Below are 15,622 nucleotides of genomic sequence, written 5' to 3' on the forward strand. Positions count from 1 at the left end.
CATGAACGCCCTTCCCGCCTCCGGCCACAGGCAACCCGGTAAGGCCGAGCCCTCCACGCAACACGCCTTTGACGTGGTTATTGTCGGTAGCGGCCTGGCGGGCCTGTCTGCTGCGCTGCTGCTGGCGCCAGGCCGGCGTGTGGCGGTAGTGACCAAACGTGCGCTTGGCGACGGGGCCAGCGGCTGGGCGCAGGGCGGCATGGCTGCCGTGCTGGCCGAGGGCGATTCGCTGGAGCAGCATGTGAGCGACACGCTTGTCGCAGGTGCGGGTCTCTGCGACCTGTCCGCCACACGCGCGGTGGTCGAAGGTGCGCCCGAAGCCATTGCCTGGCTGCGTGGGCTGGGCGTGGCCTTTTCCGAAGACGCCGGCCATCCCGGCGAGCTGCACCTGACCCGCGAGGGCGGCCACAGCCAGCGCCGCATCGTGCACGCGGCCGACGCCACCGGCGCCGCCGTGCAGCGCACGCTGATGGAGCAGGTCCGCAAGACGCCCGGCATCACGCTCTATGAGCACCACATGCTGGTCGACGCCATCACCGACCGGCATCTCAAACAACCCGGTAACCGCTGCTATGGTGCCTATGTGCTCGACACCGCCAGCGGCGAGGTGCTGACCTTCAGCGCCGGCCACACGATCCTGGCAACCGGCGGCGCGGGCAAGGTGTATCTCTATTCCACCAACCCCGACACCGCCACCGGCGACGGCATCGCCGCGGCCTGGCGGGCCGGCTGCCGCGTGGGCAACATGGAATTCATCCAGTTCCACCCGACCTGCCTCTACCACCCGGACGCGAAATCGTTTTTGATCACAGAAGCCGTGCGCGGCGAAGGCGGCAAGCTGCTGCTGCCGCCCTCGGCCGGGGGCGGGCGCTTCATGCCCGCGCATGACGCCCGTGCCGAGCTCGCACCGCGCGACGTGGTGGCCCGCGCCATCGACTTTGAGATGAAAAAGCACGGCCTCGACTGTGTCTACCTGGACATCTCGCACCAGAGCCCGGCTTTTCTGCAGGAGCACTTCCCCAACATCCTCAAGCGCTGCCTTGAGCTCGGCATCGACATCACGCGCCAGCCCATCCCGGTGGTGCCCGCCGCGCACTATACCTGCGGCGGCGTGATCACCGACCTGGCCGGGCGCACCGATGTGGCGGACCTCTATGCGGTTGGTGAAACCGCCTGCACCGGCCTGCACGGCGCCAACCGCCTGGCGAGCAATTCACTGGTGGAGTGCGTGGTGCTCGCACGCGCCACGGCCCACGCGATTGAAGCCCGGGCACCCGCCGAAGTTCCCGACCTGCCCGTCTGGGACGAAAGCCAGGTCACCGATGCCGACGAAGCCGTGGTGATCTCGCACAACTGGGACGAGCTGCGCCGCTTCATGTGGAACTACGTGGGCATTGTGCGCACCACCAAGCGGCTCGAGCGTGCGGCGCACCGCATCGCCCTGCTCAACGCGGAGATCCAGGAGTTCTATGCCAACTTCCGTGTCACGCGCGACTTGCTGGAACTGCGCAACCTGGTGCAGGTGGCGGATCTGATCGTCCGCTCGGCGCACGGCCGGCACGAAAGCCGCGGCCTGCATTTCAGCCGCGACTACCCCGAGCTGGCAGCATCGTCAGAGCCAACAGTGCTGGTACCCGAAAAATTATAGAAAATCGGGCTCTGGCGCAGGTATTACCTTCGCTATTAGCTATAAAAATAATAGCTAAACGCCGCGCCGCTGCAGCTCCACGGTTATCCAGCCGCGCAGGCTATCGCGCCATATATGCCGCTTTGCCCACAAACGCGGCGCTATGCGGATGCAAAGTCGAGCACGACCCGGCCTTCGATGTCGCCGCGACGCATGCGCGCAAACACCTCGTTGACATTGTCGAGGCGCTCCGTCGACACGGTTGCCTTGACCTTGCCCTCGTCGGCAAAAACCAGCGACTCTTGCAGATCGAGCCGCGTGCCGACGATGGAGCCGCGCACGGTGATGCCGTTCAACACCATATCGAAGATCGGCAACGGGAAGTCGCCCGGCGGCAAACCATTCAGCGAGACCGTGCCGCCACGCCGCACCATGCCAAGTGCTTGCGAGAAGGCTTTGGGCGACACAGCAGTCACCAGCACGCCGTGCGCGCCGCCGATTTCCTTTTTGATAAAGGCAATCGGGTCGGTGGTTTTGGCATTCACGGTCAGGGCCGCGCCCAGGCGTTTGGCCAGTGCGAGCTTGCCGTCGTCGATATCGACCGCAACCACGTTCAGCCCCATGGCTTTCGCATATTGCACCGCCATATGGCCGAGACCGCCTATGCCTGAAATAACCACCCAGTCGCCGGGTTTGGTATCGGTGACCTTGAGCCCCTTGTACACCGTGACACCGGCGCACAGGATCGGCGCGATGTCGACGAAGCCGATTCCTTTGGGCAAATGGCCGACGTAGTCGGCGTCGGCCAGTGCATATTCGGCAAAGCCGCCATTGACCGAATAGCCGGTGTTTTGCTGCGATTCGCACAGCGTTTCCCAGCCGCCCAGGCAATGCTCGCAATGGCCGCAGGCGGAATACAGCCACGGAATGCCGACACGGTCGCCGGCCTTGACATGCTTGACCCCGGCGCCGACCTCGGCCACATAACCCACACCTTCATGTCCCGGGATGAACGGCGGATTGGGCTTGACCGGCCAGTCGCCCTCGGCGGCGTGCAAGTCGGTATGGCAAACGCCGCAGGCCTCGATCTTGACCAACACCTGCCCGACACCGGGTGTGGGCACCGGAACATCCTCAATCTGTAGCGGCTTGCCAAAGGCCCGGACTACGGCGGCTTTCATCATCTTGCCCATGACTGTTCTCCTGTTGGATTAGGTTGATCGCTTAAAAGAAGCCTTGCGCCTTGTTGTCGTAGCTGACCAGCAGATTCTTGGTCTGCTGGTAGTGGTCAAGCATCGCCTTGTGGTTTTCGCGGCCGAACCCAGACTGCTTGTAGCCACCGAATGCCGCATGGGCCGGATAGACGTGGTAGCAGTTGGTCCATACCCGGCCGGCCTGAATGGCGCGTCCGACGCGGTACGCCTGCGTGCCGTTGCGGGTCCAGATTCCGCCGCCGAGTCCATAGACGGTGTCGTTCCCGATCGCGATGGCTTCCTCGACCGTTTTGAATGTTGTTACCGACAACACGGGGCCGAAAATTTCTTCCTGAAATATCCGCATCTTGTTATGGCCAAAAAACACCGTGGGTTGCAGGAAATAGCCCTCTTCCAGTTCGCCGCCCAGATGCGCACGCGCACCGCCGGTCAGGAGCTGGGCTCCTTCCTGCTTGCCGATATCGATGTAGGAAAGTATTTTGTTGACTTGGTCCAGCGATGCCTGGGGGCCCATCTGGGTATCGGCGGCGAGAGGATTGCCGACCTTGATGGCGGCAACCCGCTTGACGGCTTTTTCCATGAATTTGTCGTATATCGATGCATGCACCAGTGCGCGCGACGGGCAGGTGCAGACCTCCCCTTTGTTGAAGGCGAACAGCGCGAAGCCTTCCAGGGCCTTGTCGAGAAAATCGTCGTCTTCGTCCATCACGTCGGCCAGGAATATATTGGGCGACTTGCCGCCCAGCTCCATCGTTTGCGGAATCAGGTGTTCGGCGGCGGCGTGCATGATCTGTCTGCCCGTCGTGGTTTCGCCGGTGAAAGACACTTTCGCAATACGCGGATTGGCGGCAATCGCCTGCCCGACCGAGCCGCCGGGGCCGGTGACGACATTGAGCACACCGGGCGGGAGGATGTCGGCCGTCAATTCGGCGAACAAAAGCAAAGTGAGCGGTGTCTGCGATGCCGGTTTGATCACCGTGCAATTCCCGGCAGCCAGTGCCGGCGCAATTTTCCAGGCCGCCATCAGCAGTGGAAAGTTCCACGGAATGATTTGCCCGACCACGCCGAGTGGCTCTTTGAAATGGTAGGCAATGGTGTCTTCGTCGATGGTTGAAATGGCGCCCTCTTCGGCACGCACGCAGCCCGCGAAGTAACGGAAATGGTCGATGGCGAGCGGCACATCGGCGTTACGGGTTTCACGGATCGGTTTGCCGTTATCGAGCGTCTCGGCCAGCGCAAACAACTCCAGATTGCTTTCCAGTCGGTCGGCCACGCGATTCAGTGTGCGGGCGCGTTCGGTGGGGGGCAGCCGCGCCCAGCCATCCTTGGCGCGATACGCGGCATCCAGCGCCAATTCGACGTCGGCCGGAGTCGATTTGGCCACCTGGACCAACGCTGCGCCATTGATGGGACTGTGGTCGGTGAAATATTGTTCTTCGATGGGCGCCTGCCATTTGCCGCCGATGAAATTCCCATAGCGGGTGGGCAATTTACCGTGGATGCGAACGTAATCAAGTGCTTGCTGGAACATGATGGACTCCATGGGGTGGCAGTGAAACGGCCGGCTTTTTGCCGGAGGGTTCTGTTGCAGGGGCATTCAAAGCCAGGCGGCCGCCGGTACAGCAGTGGCCGCAATCTGAAAGTGCTTCTTTCAGTACGGAAATCCGGATGCCTAGGGTTGTTCCTGGTGATCAGTGGTGCAACTGTGCAGGCATGCCAAGGGCATGGACTTGATCTGCGTCAAGGATTCCGCAGCTACGTGCGTAAGCACGTTGTACGCAAGGTTCAGTGGGCCGTATGTGGACGGGCCAGATCCGCATCTATCCAGCCGCGCAAGCTGTTGACGAAGGCGAAGGCATGTACCCGTGGCAGCTGGTCCACGCGCACCACCGCCTCCACCAGCCTGCCGTCTGCCAGCGCTTTGGCCCGGCCTATGCCACCCAGCAGGCCGCAGGCCAGCGGCGGTGTGACCCAGCGGCCATCCAGCAGCAGTGCGATATTGCCGCGTGTGCATTCCGTGATTTCACCAGCAGCGTTCCACAGCAAGGTGTCGAAGACTCCGGCTGGCGTGCTGAAAGAGTCGTAGTGGCTGCGGCGCGTGGTCTTGAAGCGGACGAACTCGCTGTGCGCCTCCAGCAACGGCCGGTCGGCCAGCTGCAGTCGCACCTGGGGCGGTGACGGCTCCATGGCATAAGCCTGGGCGGTAAACTTCCCGCCGGCGCTGAGCAGCAGCCGCACACGCCAGAGCCCCTGCGCGTGCGCCTCCCCCAATGCCTGCAGGCACGCGTAGGCTTGCGCCGCATCCCATCGGTGGCCAAAGTGGGCCGCAGAAACCGCCATGCGCGCCAGGTGGTCTTCCCTATGGCGCAACTGGCCCGCTTCCAGCGCCAGGGTTTCCAGAATCTCGAAGGGCATGCTGGCACGCGCCAGAAAGGCCTGCTTGTGGCGCCACTCCTGCCATTCCCCTTCAGCCACAGAACCCGAGGTGATGCCGCTGCCGATACCACAACGGGCCTGGGCGCCGCGCAGGCTGACGGTGCGGATCGGCACATTGAAAGTCGCCGCGCCGCCGGGTTGCACCACACCGACGGCTCCGCAATACACACCGCGCGGCCCGGGTTCCAACGTTTGAATGGCCTGCATGGCGCGCACCTTGGGTGCGCCGGTGATCGAACCACAGGGGAACAGCGCGGCAAACACCTCGGCCAGGCTACAGCCGGGCCGCGTGCGCGCCTCGACGTCGGACGTCATCTGCCATACCGCGGGCAGCGCCTCGGTATGGAACAGGCGCGGCACGCGCACGCTGAAGGGTTCGGCGATGCGCGACAGGTCATTGCGCAGCAGGTCCACGATCATCACGTTCTCGGCACGCTCCTTGACTGACGTGCGTAGCGTCTCGGCCTGGGCCGCATCGCTTTCGGGCGTCGTGCCGCGCGGCGCCGTGCCCTTCATCGGCCGCGTCAGAAGCTGGCCGGCGCGCCAGTCAAAAAACAACTCGGGCGACACCGACAAAATCTGCTCATCACCGGTATCCAGGAAGGCCGCATAACCGCCGGGCTGCGCGCGCTGGAGGGCGCCAAACAAGGCATGGGCCGGCGCGGCTTCCTGGCCCGGCAGCAACCGGCCGGTCATCTGGGCCGTGAAGTTAACCTGGTAGTGGGCGCCGTTGGCAATCGCCCGCTGCAGCGTGCCGAGGGCCTCGTCAAAAGCCGGGCGATCCAGCCCCGGCTGCCACTGCACCTGCACATCGGCACCTGGCACAGTCTGTGGCCAGGGCAAGGCTTCGTCATATACCGCAAACCAGGCCAGCGGCCCATCCACATCGTGCACGGCCAGCGCGGCGTCAAAAGCCGGTGCGGCCTCATAGCGCAGGTAACCCACACACCAGGCGCCCTGTACGGCAGCGGCCTGCACGGCATCCAGTACCGGCCGTACCTCGTCGAGCTTGCGTGCCACCAGCACCGCACGCGGCGCGCCGAAAGCACGGCGCAGGCGCGGCGCGGTGCCATCATGCGGGTCCGAGAAGTCAATACAGGCCGTTATGGGGCTCATATCGGCCTCCAGCCCATACAGAACAAGCGCGAGCAGCTATCAAAACAGGAGCATCTACCGTACCCGGATCAGGCCTCAAGCCGCACCGATATGCGGCACCAGCCCCGCCGTGGGCTGGCCGTTTTTCAGGGCGGCGGTGAAAGCCAGCATGCGGTCTATCGGCAGCCGGGCGCGCAGGCCCAGTGCGGGGTCTATCTTCACCTCATGCGTACCGGTTTCCAGCACATGGGCCAAACCGGCCAAGCCGTTCATGGCCATCCACGGGCAGTGCGCGCAGCTTTTGCAGGTGGCGCTGTTGCCGGCGGTGGGCGCTTCAATAAACACTTTTCCGGGGTTGAGCGTACGCAGCTTGTGCAGCATGCCGTTGTCGGTCGCCACAATGAATTCGCGCGCGTCCATCTCGCGTGCCGCCTTCAAAATGCCTGACGTTGAACCCACGGCGTCGGCCAGCGCCACCACGTCGGCGGGTGACTCGGGGTGCACCAGCACTTTGGCGCCGGGGTGCTCTTTTTTCAGGGCCTGCAGTTCAAAGGCCTTGAATTCGTCGTGCACGATGCAGGCGCCATTCCAGAACACCATGTCAGCGCCGGTTTCGCGCTGGATATAGCCGCCCAGGTGCCGGTCGGGCGCCCAGAGGATTTTCTGGCCCTGGTCTTTGAGCGCACGCACGATGTCGAGCGCGCAGCTGGATGTCACCACCCAGTCGGCCCGCGCCTTCACCGCGGCGCTGGTGTTGGCATAGACCACCACCGCGCGGTCCGGGTGGGCATCGCAAAACGCGCTGAATTCATCCACCGGGCAGCCCAGATCAAGCGAACAGGTCGCGTCAGGGTCGGGCATCAGAACGCGTTTTTCGGGTGAAAGAATCTTTGCCGTCTCGCCCATAAAGCGCACACCCGACACCATCAGCGTCTGTGCCGCATGGTCACGGCCAAAGCGCGCCATCTCCAGCGAGTCCGACACCAGGCCGCCGGTCTCTTCAGCCAGGTCCTGCAGGTCGGGGTGTACGTAGTAGTGCGACACCATGACGGCGTTGCGGGCCTTGAGCAGCTCGCGGATGCGTGCCTTCAGCCCGGCACGCTCGGCCTGCGTGGGCTCGGCCGGCACCCGGGCCCAGGCCTGGTGCGTGCTGCAAGCAGCGCCCTCAGGCTGCTCGTAGTCAACGCGAATGATCGGCAGCACCGCGCTCATGCCGCCACCGTGCTCTCGGCGTCAAAGCGCATGGAAAAATCAATCGCCCGCACGTCCTTGGTCAGGGTGCCGATGGAAATCCGGTCGACGCCGGTTTCGGCCAGGGTGCGCAGGCCCTCCAGGGTGACCCCGCCCGAAATTTCCAGAATCGCTCGCCCGTTGTTGATGCGCACGGCTTCTTTCAGGTCGGGCAGGCTCATGTTGTCGAGCAGCACCATGCGCGCACCGGCATTCAGCGCCTGGGCCAGCTCGTCCAGGTTCTCGACTTCAATCTCTACAAAGTCGGCCTGTGCGGCGACGTCCGCAGCGCGCGCCAGCACCTGCGCAATACCGCCCGCGGCCGCGATGTGGTTTTCCTTGATGAGCACCGCGTCATACAAACCTACCCGGTGGTTGGTTCCGCCCCCCGCAACGACTGCGTATTTTTGCGCCAGCCGCAGGCCGGGAAGGGTCTTGCGTGTGTCCACAATAGCAGCCCGCGTGCCTTTCACGATGTCAACATAAACAGCCGTTTTACTCGCAACGGCGCTTAACAGCTGTAAAAAATTCAACGCCGTGCGTTCAGCCGACAACAGGGCACGGGCCAGGCCGCGCACCTCAAACACCACCTGGCCGGCTTCGCAGCGCTCGCCATCCTTCACATGCCAGACCAGCTGGGCCTGTGGGTCCAGCTGCCGCATCGTGGCTTCGACCCAGGCGCTGCCACATACCACCGCGCTTTCACGCGCCACCACCTGCGCCCGTGCCTGGCGGGCCGGGTCAATCAGTGCGGCGGTCAGGTCGCCGCTGCCAATGTCCTCGGCCAGCGCGCGCGCCGCATCCGCCCGGGCCAGGGCGCCAAGCGCTTCTATCGTGAAATCAAATGACTTTTTCATAAGCAATCTAAGAAAGAAACCGCGCAGTACCCTGCACTAAACTATTGAGTAGACCTCAAAACTGCCGCGAATGTTACAGCGCCCTTTGCCGCTGCCCGCCGCCGGCCCCCTTCGCCCACCCCGGCGTTTTCCTTTTGCCTGAGTACACCCTCCACACACCATGTTCAGAACACTGCTCAAGTCCAAGATTCACCGCGCTGCAGTAACCCACTGCGAACTCAACTACGAAGGCTCCTGCGCCATCGACGAAGACCTGCTGGATGCCGCCAACATCGCCGAAAACGAGCAGGTGCACATCTGGAACATCAACAACGGCGAACGCTTCATCACCTACGCCATTCGTGCCGAACGCGGAAGCCGCATCATTTCGGTCAATGGTTCCGCCGCACGGCGGGCTGCCGTGGGCGACCTGGTCATCATTGCGGCGTTTGCGCAGGTGCATGAAGAGCATGTCGCGGGCTTCAGCCCCAAGCTGGTGTTCGTCAACCCCGATAACCGCATCAAGGAAGAGCGCTCGACCATTCCGGTGCAGAAGCCCTGACCCGCGTCCGACTCGTGCTTTAGCCCCGGCTTGCAGCGCACGCCTGGGCTTTCGCCCTCCACTCTTCACCACGGGCCTTCATGGACAACCTCTCAATGATCCAGCGCAGCCTGCGCCATGTGTGGCACCCCTGCACGCAGATGAAGCTGCACGAGTCGCAACCTCCTGTGCCCATCGCCAGGGCCGAAGGGGTCTGGCTGTACGACTTTGAAGGAAAGCGCTACCTGGACGGCATCAGTTCGTGGTGGGTCAACCTGTTCGGCCACGGCCACCCGCACATCAAGGCGGCGCTGCGCGACCAGATGGATCGGCTTGACCACGTCATGCTGGCCGGTTTCACGCACCAGCCCGTGGTGGAGCTGTCCGAGCGGCTGGGCGCACTGACCGGACTGGGCCACGCTTTTTACGGCAGCGACGGCGCCAGCGCCACAGAGATCGCACTGAAGATGAGTGCGCATTACTGGCGCAACACTGGAAAGCCTGAAAAGTGCCGCTTCATCGGGCTGGCCGGCGGCTACCACGGTGAAACCGTGGGCGCACTGGCTGTGACGGACATTGCCATTTTTCGCGAAGCCTATGCGCCTCTGGTGCGGCTGGCAGCCACCGTGCCCAGCCCCGACGCACGCGGCGCACAGCCCAGTGAAAGCGCCGCAGACGTAGCGCGACACGCAGCGGCAGACCTGCAAAGCTGGCTGGAGCAGCATCACGCGCAAACCGCCGCGCTCATTGTGGAACCCATGGTGCAGTGCGCGGCCGGCATGGCCATGCACGATGCCACCTACCTGCGCGAAGCGCGCGCGCTGTGCGACCGCTATGAAGTGCATTTGATTGCCGATGAAATCGCCACCGGATTTGGCCGCACCGGCACCATGTTTGCGCATCAGCAGGCAGGCATACAGCCTGACTTCATCTGTCTCTCGAAAGGCCTCACAGGCGGCACGCTGCCGCTGTCGGCCGTGCTGACGACCGATACCGTGTATGAAGCGTTTTACGACGACGACGTGGCGCGCGGCTTTTTGCACTCGCACTCCTACACCGGCAACCCGCTGGCCTGCCGCGCCGCGCTGGCTACGCTGGAGCTGTTCGAGCAAACTGATGTGCTGGCAGACAACGCAGTCCTGGCCAACACCCTGGACCTGGCCTTCGCGCCGCTGACTCAGCACCCCGCTGTACGGAACGCACGCAGGCTGGGCATGATCTGGGCTTGGGACATCGAGCCCACGACGGCGCCCCACTTTGCCCGCCGCTACACGCAGCACGCGATGGCCCACGGTGTCTTGCTGCGCCCGATAGGCCAGACGGTCTACGCCATGCCGCCCTATGTGATGGACGAAGAGGCGATTGATCACCTGGCGCGCGGCGCGCTGGCCGCGCTTGACGCCACCCTGGCCGAAGAAATTGCTGCACATGGCTGAAGCGGCGCACAAGACGGTTTCACTGTTCGTGACCGGCACCGACACCGGCGTGGGAAAAACGCTGGTCAGCGCTGCACTGTTACATGCGCTGGCCCGCCGGCACCTTCGTGTGGTGGGCATGAAGCCGGTGGCGGCAGGCACGGTGCCGATTGACGGTGTCGATGCCAACGAAGACGTGCTCGCCCTGCGCGCAGCTTCCAGTTGCCGCGTACCCCCCGAACTCGACAACCCGGTGCTGCTGCCCGACCCGGTGTCACCGCACATCGCAGCCGCCCGCGCTGGTGCACGCATTGACATTGCCCACCTGGTGGCCTGCCACCGCCAACTCGCGCTGCAGGCCGATGCCGTGGTGGTGGAAGGCGCGGGCGGCTTTCATGTGCCGCTCTCGCCCACGGAGACCGGTGCCGATCTGGCTCAAGTGTTGGGCCTGCCCGTGGTACTGGTGGTGGGCCTGCGGCTGGGCTGCCTGAACCACGCCCTGCTCACCGCCGAAGCCATCCGCGCGCGCGGTCTCACGCTGGTCGGCTGGGTCGCCAACCACATTGACCCAAACATGCTGGCGCAGGGGGACAACATCGCCTTTCTACAAAAGCAGTTGCAGGCGCCACTGCTGGCCACTGTTCCCTGGCAACCCAATATTGACGCACGCGAGGTCACCATCAACCTCCCTACTGAATGGCAATGAACATCATCTCCTCCTGGCTCGACGAATTTCCGGCACGCGTGGCCGAACTGGACCGCACGCACCTGCGCCGCCAGCGCCGCGCGGTCATGCCTGAAAGCGGCGCACGCCTCTCGATTGACGGGCAAAGCATGTTGGCCTTTTGCAGCAACGACTACCTCGGCCTGGCCACACACCCGGCCCTGGTGCAGGCGGCTTGCACCGGCGCACAAGCCTACGGTGTCGGGTCGGGCGCATCGCCACTGGTCAGCGGCCACAGCGCCGCCAACGAGGCGCTGGAACGCGAACTCGCGGCCTTCGTCGGTCTGCCACGCGCGTTGTATTTTTATGCGGGCTACGCCACCAACATCGGCATCGTGCCGGCGCTGGTGGGTGCCGGTGACGCGATTTTTTCGGATGCGCTGAATCACGCCTGCCTGATTGACGGCGCAAGGCTGTCGCGCGCAAAAATCCACCGCTACGCACACACCGACCTGGACGCGCTGGCGCGAGAGCTCGCGCAAAGCGACGCACCGCGCAAGCTGGTCATCAGCGACGCGGTGTTCAGCATGGATGGCGATAGCGCCGACATTCCCGCCCTGCTGGCGCTGTGTGAGCGCCATGACGCCCTGCTGCTGCTGGACGATGCACATGGCTTTGGCGTGCTGGGCCCTCAAGGGCGCGGCAGCCTGGCCGCCGCGGGGTTGTATGGCGCCAAGGCCTCGCGCCGCGTGCTCTACATGGCCACGCTGGGCAAGGCGGCTGGTGTGGCGGGCGCGTTTGTGGCGGGCGACGAGGCCCTGGTTGAATGGCTGCTGCAAAAAACCCGAAGTTATATTTTTGCGACTGCCGCGCCGGCGCTGCTGGCCAGCGCGCTGCGTGCCAGCCTTGCGCTGATTGAACAGGATGACTGGCGCCGTACGCATTTGCAGCAACTCATTGCGCGCTTGCGCAGCGGCTTGCTGGCGGGCCTGAAAGGCAGCCACTGGCAACTGCCGCCCTCGCAGACGGCCATCCAGCCGCTGCTGATCGGCCGCAGCGACGAAGCCCTGGCCGTGATGGAGGGCTTGCGCGCACGCGGCATCTGGGTACCGGCGATTCGCCCGCCCACCGTGCCCGATGGCACGGCACGCCTTCGCATTGCGCTGTCGGCCGCGCACACCGAAGCCGATATCGACCTGCTGGTCGAAGCCCTGACGGCCCTGGCAAAGCATTCGCTGCCAGGCTGAAGCAGGCTACTAAAAAACGCATCAGATAGACTCAAAAACCATTCCCCGAAAGGAAAGAGAACCATGTCCCACGTTGCAGAACAAACCATTACGCTCCACCGCCCGCGCCCTCAGCCATCGCCAGCTGAAAAGGCCGGCGCCGAGCGCTGGAGCGTAGACGCCATCGAAGCGCTGTTCAACCTGCCTTTTCCGGAACTGATGCATCGCGCCCAAACGGTGCACCGCGAAAACTTCGACCCTACGCACATCGAATTCGCCACACTGCTGTCGGTAAAAACCGGCGGCTGCGCCGAAGACTGCGGTTACTGCCCGCAGGCCGCGCGCTACGACACCGGCGTGGAAGCCAGCAAGCTGATGGAGCCGGCCGAAGTGCTGGCTGCCGCCCAGCGTGCGCAGGCCGCGGGCGCCACACGTTTTTGCATGGGCGCCGCGTGGCGCTCACCCAAAGACCGCGACATTGAAAAAGTCGCCGAGCTGGTGCGCACCGTGAAAGCGCTGGGCCTGGAGACCTGCGCCACGCTGGGCATGCTGGAAGACGGCCACGCGCAAACATTGCAAAGCGCGGGCCTGGACTACTACAACCACAACCTCGACAGCGCGCCTGATTTTTACGGCGACATCATCACCACGCGCGACTACCAGGACCGCCTGGACACACTGGCGCGCGTGCGCAGCGCCGGCGTCAAGGTCTGCTGCGGCGGCATCGTCGGCATGGGCGAAACGCGACGCCAGCGCGCCGGCCTCGTGGCCGAACTCGCCAACCTCACGCCCTACCCCGAATCGGTGCCCATCAACAACCTGGTGAAAATTGAAGGCACGCCGCTGGCCAACCAGGCCGACCTGGACCCGTTTGAATTCGTGCGCACGATTGCCGTGGCGCGCATCACCATGCCGACGGCGCGCGTGCGCCTGTCGGCCGGCCGCCAGCAAATGGGCGATGGCGTGCAGGCGCTGTGCTTCCTGGCCGGTGCCAATTCAATTTTTTACGGCGACAAGCTGCTCACCACCGGCAACCCCGACACCGAGGCCGATGTGAAGCTGCTCGAGCGCCTGGGCATGAGCCGGTCTGCGCCTGAGGCGCGTTAGAACCTGTTCACGGCCTAAACGGGGTCGCGTTGGGGTGCAATCGGGATGAGTGGGCCGACCGGGAACGCTGCATGGGCTAATGCCCATGCAAGGGCTTGGGTGGCTCAATCGCCCGATTTCACCCCAACCCGGAGGGCAAGCGCCTTCTCGGGCGGTCTGCGGCGTTGCGGCGCTAACCCATAGCTATGCTATGGGCAGCGCACCGCGCCTTGCATCCCATCCCGACAAGGTGCTTGCGCGGCCCCGTTTAGGCCGTGAACAGGTTCTTAAACGCACGGCTTGTCTGGACTCTCTAAATCGGACACAAAAAAGCACGGCGAAGCTGGTTAGACTCTCGCTAAATTCCGGACCTGCCCCATGACGACACCTGCCAATACTTCCGTCACGCCCTACGGCACGCTGCCGCCTTCGTCTACGCCTGCCACGCCGCCTGCGCGCAAGCCGGTAAGCCTGCCGCGCCTGCGCGAGATGCAGGCGCATGGCGAAAAGATCACCATGTTGACCGCCTATGACGCCACATTTGCCGCCGTGGCCGATGCCGCGGGTGTGGAATGCATCCTGGTGGGCGACTCGCTGGGCATGGTCTGCCAGGGCCTGACCAGCACCGTCGGCGTGACCCTGGAGACCATGCGCCACCACACCGAATGCGTGGCCAACGGCCTGCGCCGCTCGCAGGCCACGGCCTGGTTGATCGGCGATTTGCCGTTTGGCAGTTATCACGAGTCCAAAGAGCAGGCGCTGCGCAGCGCCGCGGTGCTGATGCAGGCCGGCGCCCACATGGTCAAGCTCGAAGGCGGCGGCTGGACGGCCGAGACGACGCGTTTTCTGGTCGAGCGCGGCATCCCGGTCTGCGCCCACCTGGGGCTGACACCGCAAACCGTGCACGCGCTGGGCGGCTACCGCGTGCAGGGCAAGGGCGACGAAGCCGCTGCCACGATGACGCGCCACGCGCGCGAGCTGCAGGACGCAGGCGCCGCCATGATGGTGCTGGAGATGGTGCCTGCGGCCCTGTCGGCCACGCTCACACAAGAACTCACCCATTGCGCCACCATCGGCATTGGTGCGGGCAACGGCACTGCCGGCCAGGTGCTGGTGCTGCACGACATGCTGGGCATGAACCTGGGCAAGATGCCGAAGTTTGTGCGCAATTTCATGGAAGGCCCGGACAACAAGACCGCCAGTGTGCGCGGCGCCATGGAAGCCTATGTGCGCGCCGTGAAAGACGGCAGCTTTCCGGTGAACGCCACCCACGCGTGGTAGCCGCCCCTTCACGCACGCCCCTTTCAGGAGACAAGATGCAGATCGTCCACACCATCCCGGAGCTGCGCGAGGCCCTCAGCCCGTTTAAGCGCCCTTCCTTCGTGCCCACCATGGGCAACCTGCACGACGGCCACATCGCCCTCGTCAGGCAGGCCAAGCCGCTGGGCGACGTGAGCGTCTCCAGCATCTTCGTGAACCGCCTGCAGTTTGCGCCGCATGAAGACTTCGACAGCTACCCACGCACGCTGGACGCCGACGCCGAGCGCCTGAAAGAGGCAGGCTGCAACGTGCTGTTTGCACCGCTGGAAAAACACCTTTACCCCGAGCCGCAAAGCTACAAGGTGCACCCGGCCACCGACATCAGCGACATGCTTGAAGGTCACTTCAGGCCCGGTTTTTTTATCGGCGTGAGCACCGTGGTGCTCAAGCTCTTTTCCTGCGTGTTTGCCGGCATGCCCACGGGCGTGGCGGCTTTCGGCAAGAAGGACTACCAGCAGGTGATGGTGGTGCAGCGCATGGTGCGGCAGTTTGCATTGCCGATCGAAATCCTGGCCGGTGAAACCCAGCGCGCCGACGACGGCCTGGCGCTGTCCTCACGCAACGGTTACCTCAACGCCACCCAGCGCGCCGAGGCAGTGGAACTCTCCAAAGCGATACGCGCCCTGGGCGAAGCCGCCCGCGCCGGCGGCACGCCCGACCTGCCCGCGCTGGAAGCCCAGGCCATGCAGGCGCTGGCCCGCCGCGGCTGGAAACCCGACTACCTCACCGTGCGCCGCCGCGCCGACCTGCAGGTGCCGCACGGCCCGCTGGCCGACGTGCCGCTGGTGGTGCTGGGCGCGGCCAAGCTGGGCAGCACCCGGCTGATCGACAACCTGGAAATCTAGGCCCGGGCGCTCGCCCCGGCCACCGCCCGCGCGGGCAGCTGGTGTGGCTCCCTCCTGGCGCTCTCACCACCCTCTCAGTGCTCTCTT

At 64.5% G+C, this 15,622-nt stretch carries 13 protein-coding genes; 8 read left to right on the forward strand and 5 right to left on the reverse strand.

The genetic code is table 11. From position 1 onward, the window contains the following. Nucleotide 1: 1 nt before the first annotated feature. The gene (nadB, locus tag AC1DYR_RS11825) at nucleotides 2-1,648 is read left to right on the forward strand and encodes an L-aspartate oxidase (protein WP_477705279.1); all 1,647 of its coding nucleotides are present in this window, start codon (nucleotides 2-4) and stop codon (nucleotides 1,646-1,648) included. 140 nt (nucleotides 1,649-1,788) lie between these two features. Here the strand turns inward: nadB and adhP are convergent, their stop codons facing one another. The 5 genes from adhP to nadC all read right to left on the reverse strand — a co-directional run bounded on the left by adhP (nucleotide 1,789) and on the right by nadC (nucleotide 8,459). Continuing rightward, nucleotides 1,789-2,820 (reverse strand): alcohol dehydrogenase AdhP, encoded by a 1,032-nt coding sequence (adhP, locus tag AC1DYR_RS11830; RefSeq protein WP_477705280.1) that lies wholly within the window; start codon nucleotides 2,818-2,820, stop codon nucleotides 1,789-1,791. Nucleotides 2,821-2,851: 31 nt separating this feature from the next. Then, nucleotides 2,852-4,372, reverse strand: a complete 1,521-nt coding sequence (locus tag AC1DYR_RS11835) for an aldehyde dehydrogenase family protein (protein WP_477705281.1) — start codon at nucleotides 4,370-4,372, stop codon at nucleotides 2,852-2,854. 254 nt (nucleotides 4,373-4,626) lie between these two features. Next, nucleotides 4,627-6,393, reverse strand: coding sequence for an aminodeoxychorismate synthase component I (pabB, locus tag AC1DYR_RS11840; RefSeq protein WP_477705282.1), 1,767 nt, complete (start codon nucleotides 6,391-6,393; stop codon nucleotides 4,627-4,629). A 75-nt stretch (nucleotides 6,394-6,468) separates the two neighbouring features. Then, nucleotides 6,469-7,584: a quinolinate synthase NadA gene (gene nadA, locus AC1DYR_RS11845; protein WP_477705283.1), complete on the reverse strand. Its 1,116-nt coding sequence runs from the start codon at nucleotides 7,582-7,584 to the stop codon at nucleotides 6,469-6,471. Continuing rightward, nucleotides 7,581-8,459 (reverse strand): carboxylating nicotinate-nucleotide diphosphorylase, encoded by an 879-nt coding sequence (gene nadC, locus AC1DYR_RS11850; RefSeq protein ID WP_477705284.1) that lies wholly within the window; start codon nucleotides 8,457-8,459, stop codon nucleotides 7,581-7,583. Before nadC ends, nadA begins: the two co-directional genes overlap by 4 nt. 160 nt (nucleotides 8,460-8,619) lie before the next feature. Between nadC and panD the strand changes: the two genes are divergently transcribed. The 7 genes from panD (at nucleotide 8,620) to panC (ending at nucleotide 15,535) form a co-directional block, all read left to right on the forward strand. Then, a complete protein-coding gene (panD, locus tag AC1DYR_RS11855) occupies nucleotides 8,620-9,000 on the forward strand; it encodes an aspartate 1-decarboxylase (protein WP_477648477.1) in 381 nt (126 codons plus the stop codon). An 80-nt stretch (nucleotides 9,001-9,080) separates the two neighbouring features. After that, nucleotides 9,081-10,415, forward strand: coding sequence for an adenosylmethionine--8-amino-7-oxononanoate transaminase (locus tag AC1DYR_RS11860; RefSeq protein WP_477705285.1), 1,335 nt, complete (start codon nucleotides 9,081-9,083; stop codon nucleotides 10,413-10,415). Then, entirely contained in the window at nucleotides 10,408-11,100 is a 693-nt protein-coding gene (gene bioD / locus AC1DYR_RS11865; protein ID WP_477705286.1) for a dethiobiotin synthase, read from the forward strand. The genes AC1DYR_RS11860 and bioD overlap by 8 nt, the downstream gene beginning before the upstream one ends. Next, nucleotides 11,097-12,305, forward strand: coding sequence for an 8-amino-7-oxononanoate synthase (bioF, locus tag AC1DYR_RS11870; protein WP_477705287.1), 1,209 nt, complete (start codon nucleotides 11,097-11,099; stop codon nucleotides 12,303-12,305). The genes bioD and bioF overlap by 4 nt, the downstream gene beginning before the upstream one ends. A 63-nt stretch (nucleotides 12,306-12,368) precedes the next feature. Then, entirely contained in the window at nucleotides 12,369-13,391 is a 1,023-nt protein-coding gene (gene bioB / locus AC1DYR_RS11875) for a biotin synthase BioB (RefSeq protein WP_477648481.1), read from the forward strand. Nucleotides 13,392-13,748: 357 nt separating this feature from the next. Beyond that, a complete protein-coding gene (gene panB / locus AC1DYR_RS11880; protein ID WP_477686017.1) occupies nucleotides 13,749-14,651 on the forward strand; it encodes a 3-methyl-2-oxobutanoate hydroxymethyltransferase in 903 nt (300 codons plus the stop codon). Between the two features lie 35 nt (nucleotides 14,652-14,686). Next, nucleotides 14,687-15,535, forward strand: a complete 849-nt coding sequence (gene panC, locus AC1DYR_RS11885; RefSeq protein WP_477705288.1) for a pantoate--beta-alanine ligase — start codon at nucleotides 14,687-14,689, stop codon at nucleotides 15,533-15,535. The last annotated feature ends 87 nt before the right edge of the window (nucleotides 15,536-15,622 follow it).

The organism is Polaromonas sp. P1_F9, from assembly GCF_056405615.1.

Bases quoted from the DNA above. Each gene is read 5' to 3' on its own strand.
- nadB (WP_477705279.1), top strand. From the start codon at position 2: ATGAACGCCCTTCCCGCCTCCGGCCACAGGCAACCCGGTAAGGCCGAG.
- adhP (WP_477705280.1), bottom strand. From the start codon at position 2,820: ATGGGCAAGATGATGAAAGCCGCCGTAGTCCGGGCCTTTGGCAAGCCG.
- AC1DYR_RS11835 (WP_477705281.1), bottom strand. From the start codon at position 4,372: ATGTTCCAGCAAGCACTTGATTACGTTCGCATCCACGGTAAATTGCCC.
- pabB (WP_477705282.1), bottom strand. From the start codon at position 6,393: ATGAGCCCCATAACGGCCTGTATTGACTTCTCGGACCCGCATGATGGC.
- nadA (WP_477705283.1), bottom strand. From the start codon at position 7,584: ATGAGCGCGGTGCTGCCGATCATTCGCGTTGACTACGAGCAGCCTGAG.
- nadC (WP_477705284.1), bottom strand. From the start codon at position 8,459: ATGAAAAAGTCATTTGATTTCACGATAGAAGCGCTTGGCGCCCTGGCC.
- panD (WP_477648477.1), top strand. From the start codon at position 8,620: ATGTTCAGAACACTGCTCAAGTCCAAGATTCACCGCGCTGCAGTAACC.
- AC1DYR_RS11860 (WP_477705285.1), top strand. From the start codon at position 9,081: ATGGACAACCTCTCAATGATCCAGCGCAGCCTGCGCCATGTGTGGCAC.
- bioD (WP_477705286.1), top strand. From the start codon at position 10,408: ATGGCTGAAGCGGCGCACAAGACGGTTTCACTGTTCGTGACCGGCACC.
- bioF (WP_477705287.1), top strand. From the start codon at position 11,097: ATGAACATCATCTCCTCCTGGCTCGACGAATTTCCGGCACGCGTGGCC.
- bioB (WP_477648481.1), top strand. From the start codon at position 12,369: ATGTCCCACGTTGCAGAACAAACCATTACGCTCCACCGCCCGCGCCCT.
- panB (WP_477686017.1), top strand. From the start codon at position 13,749: ATGACGACACCTGCCAATACTTCCGTCACGCCCTACGGCACGCTGCCG.
- panC (WP_477705288.1), top strand. From the start codon at position 14,687: ATGCAGATCGTCCACACCATCCCGGAGCTGCGCGAGGCCCTCAGCCCG.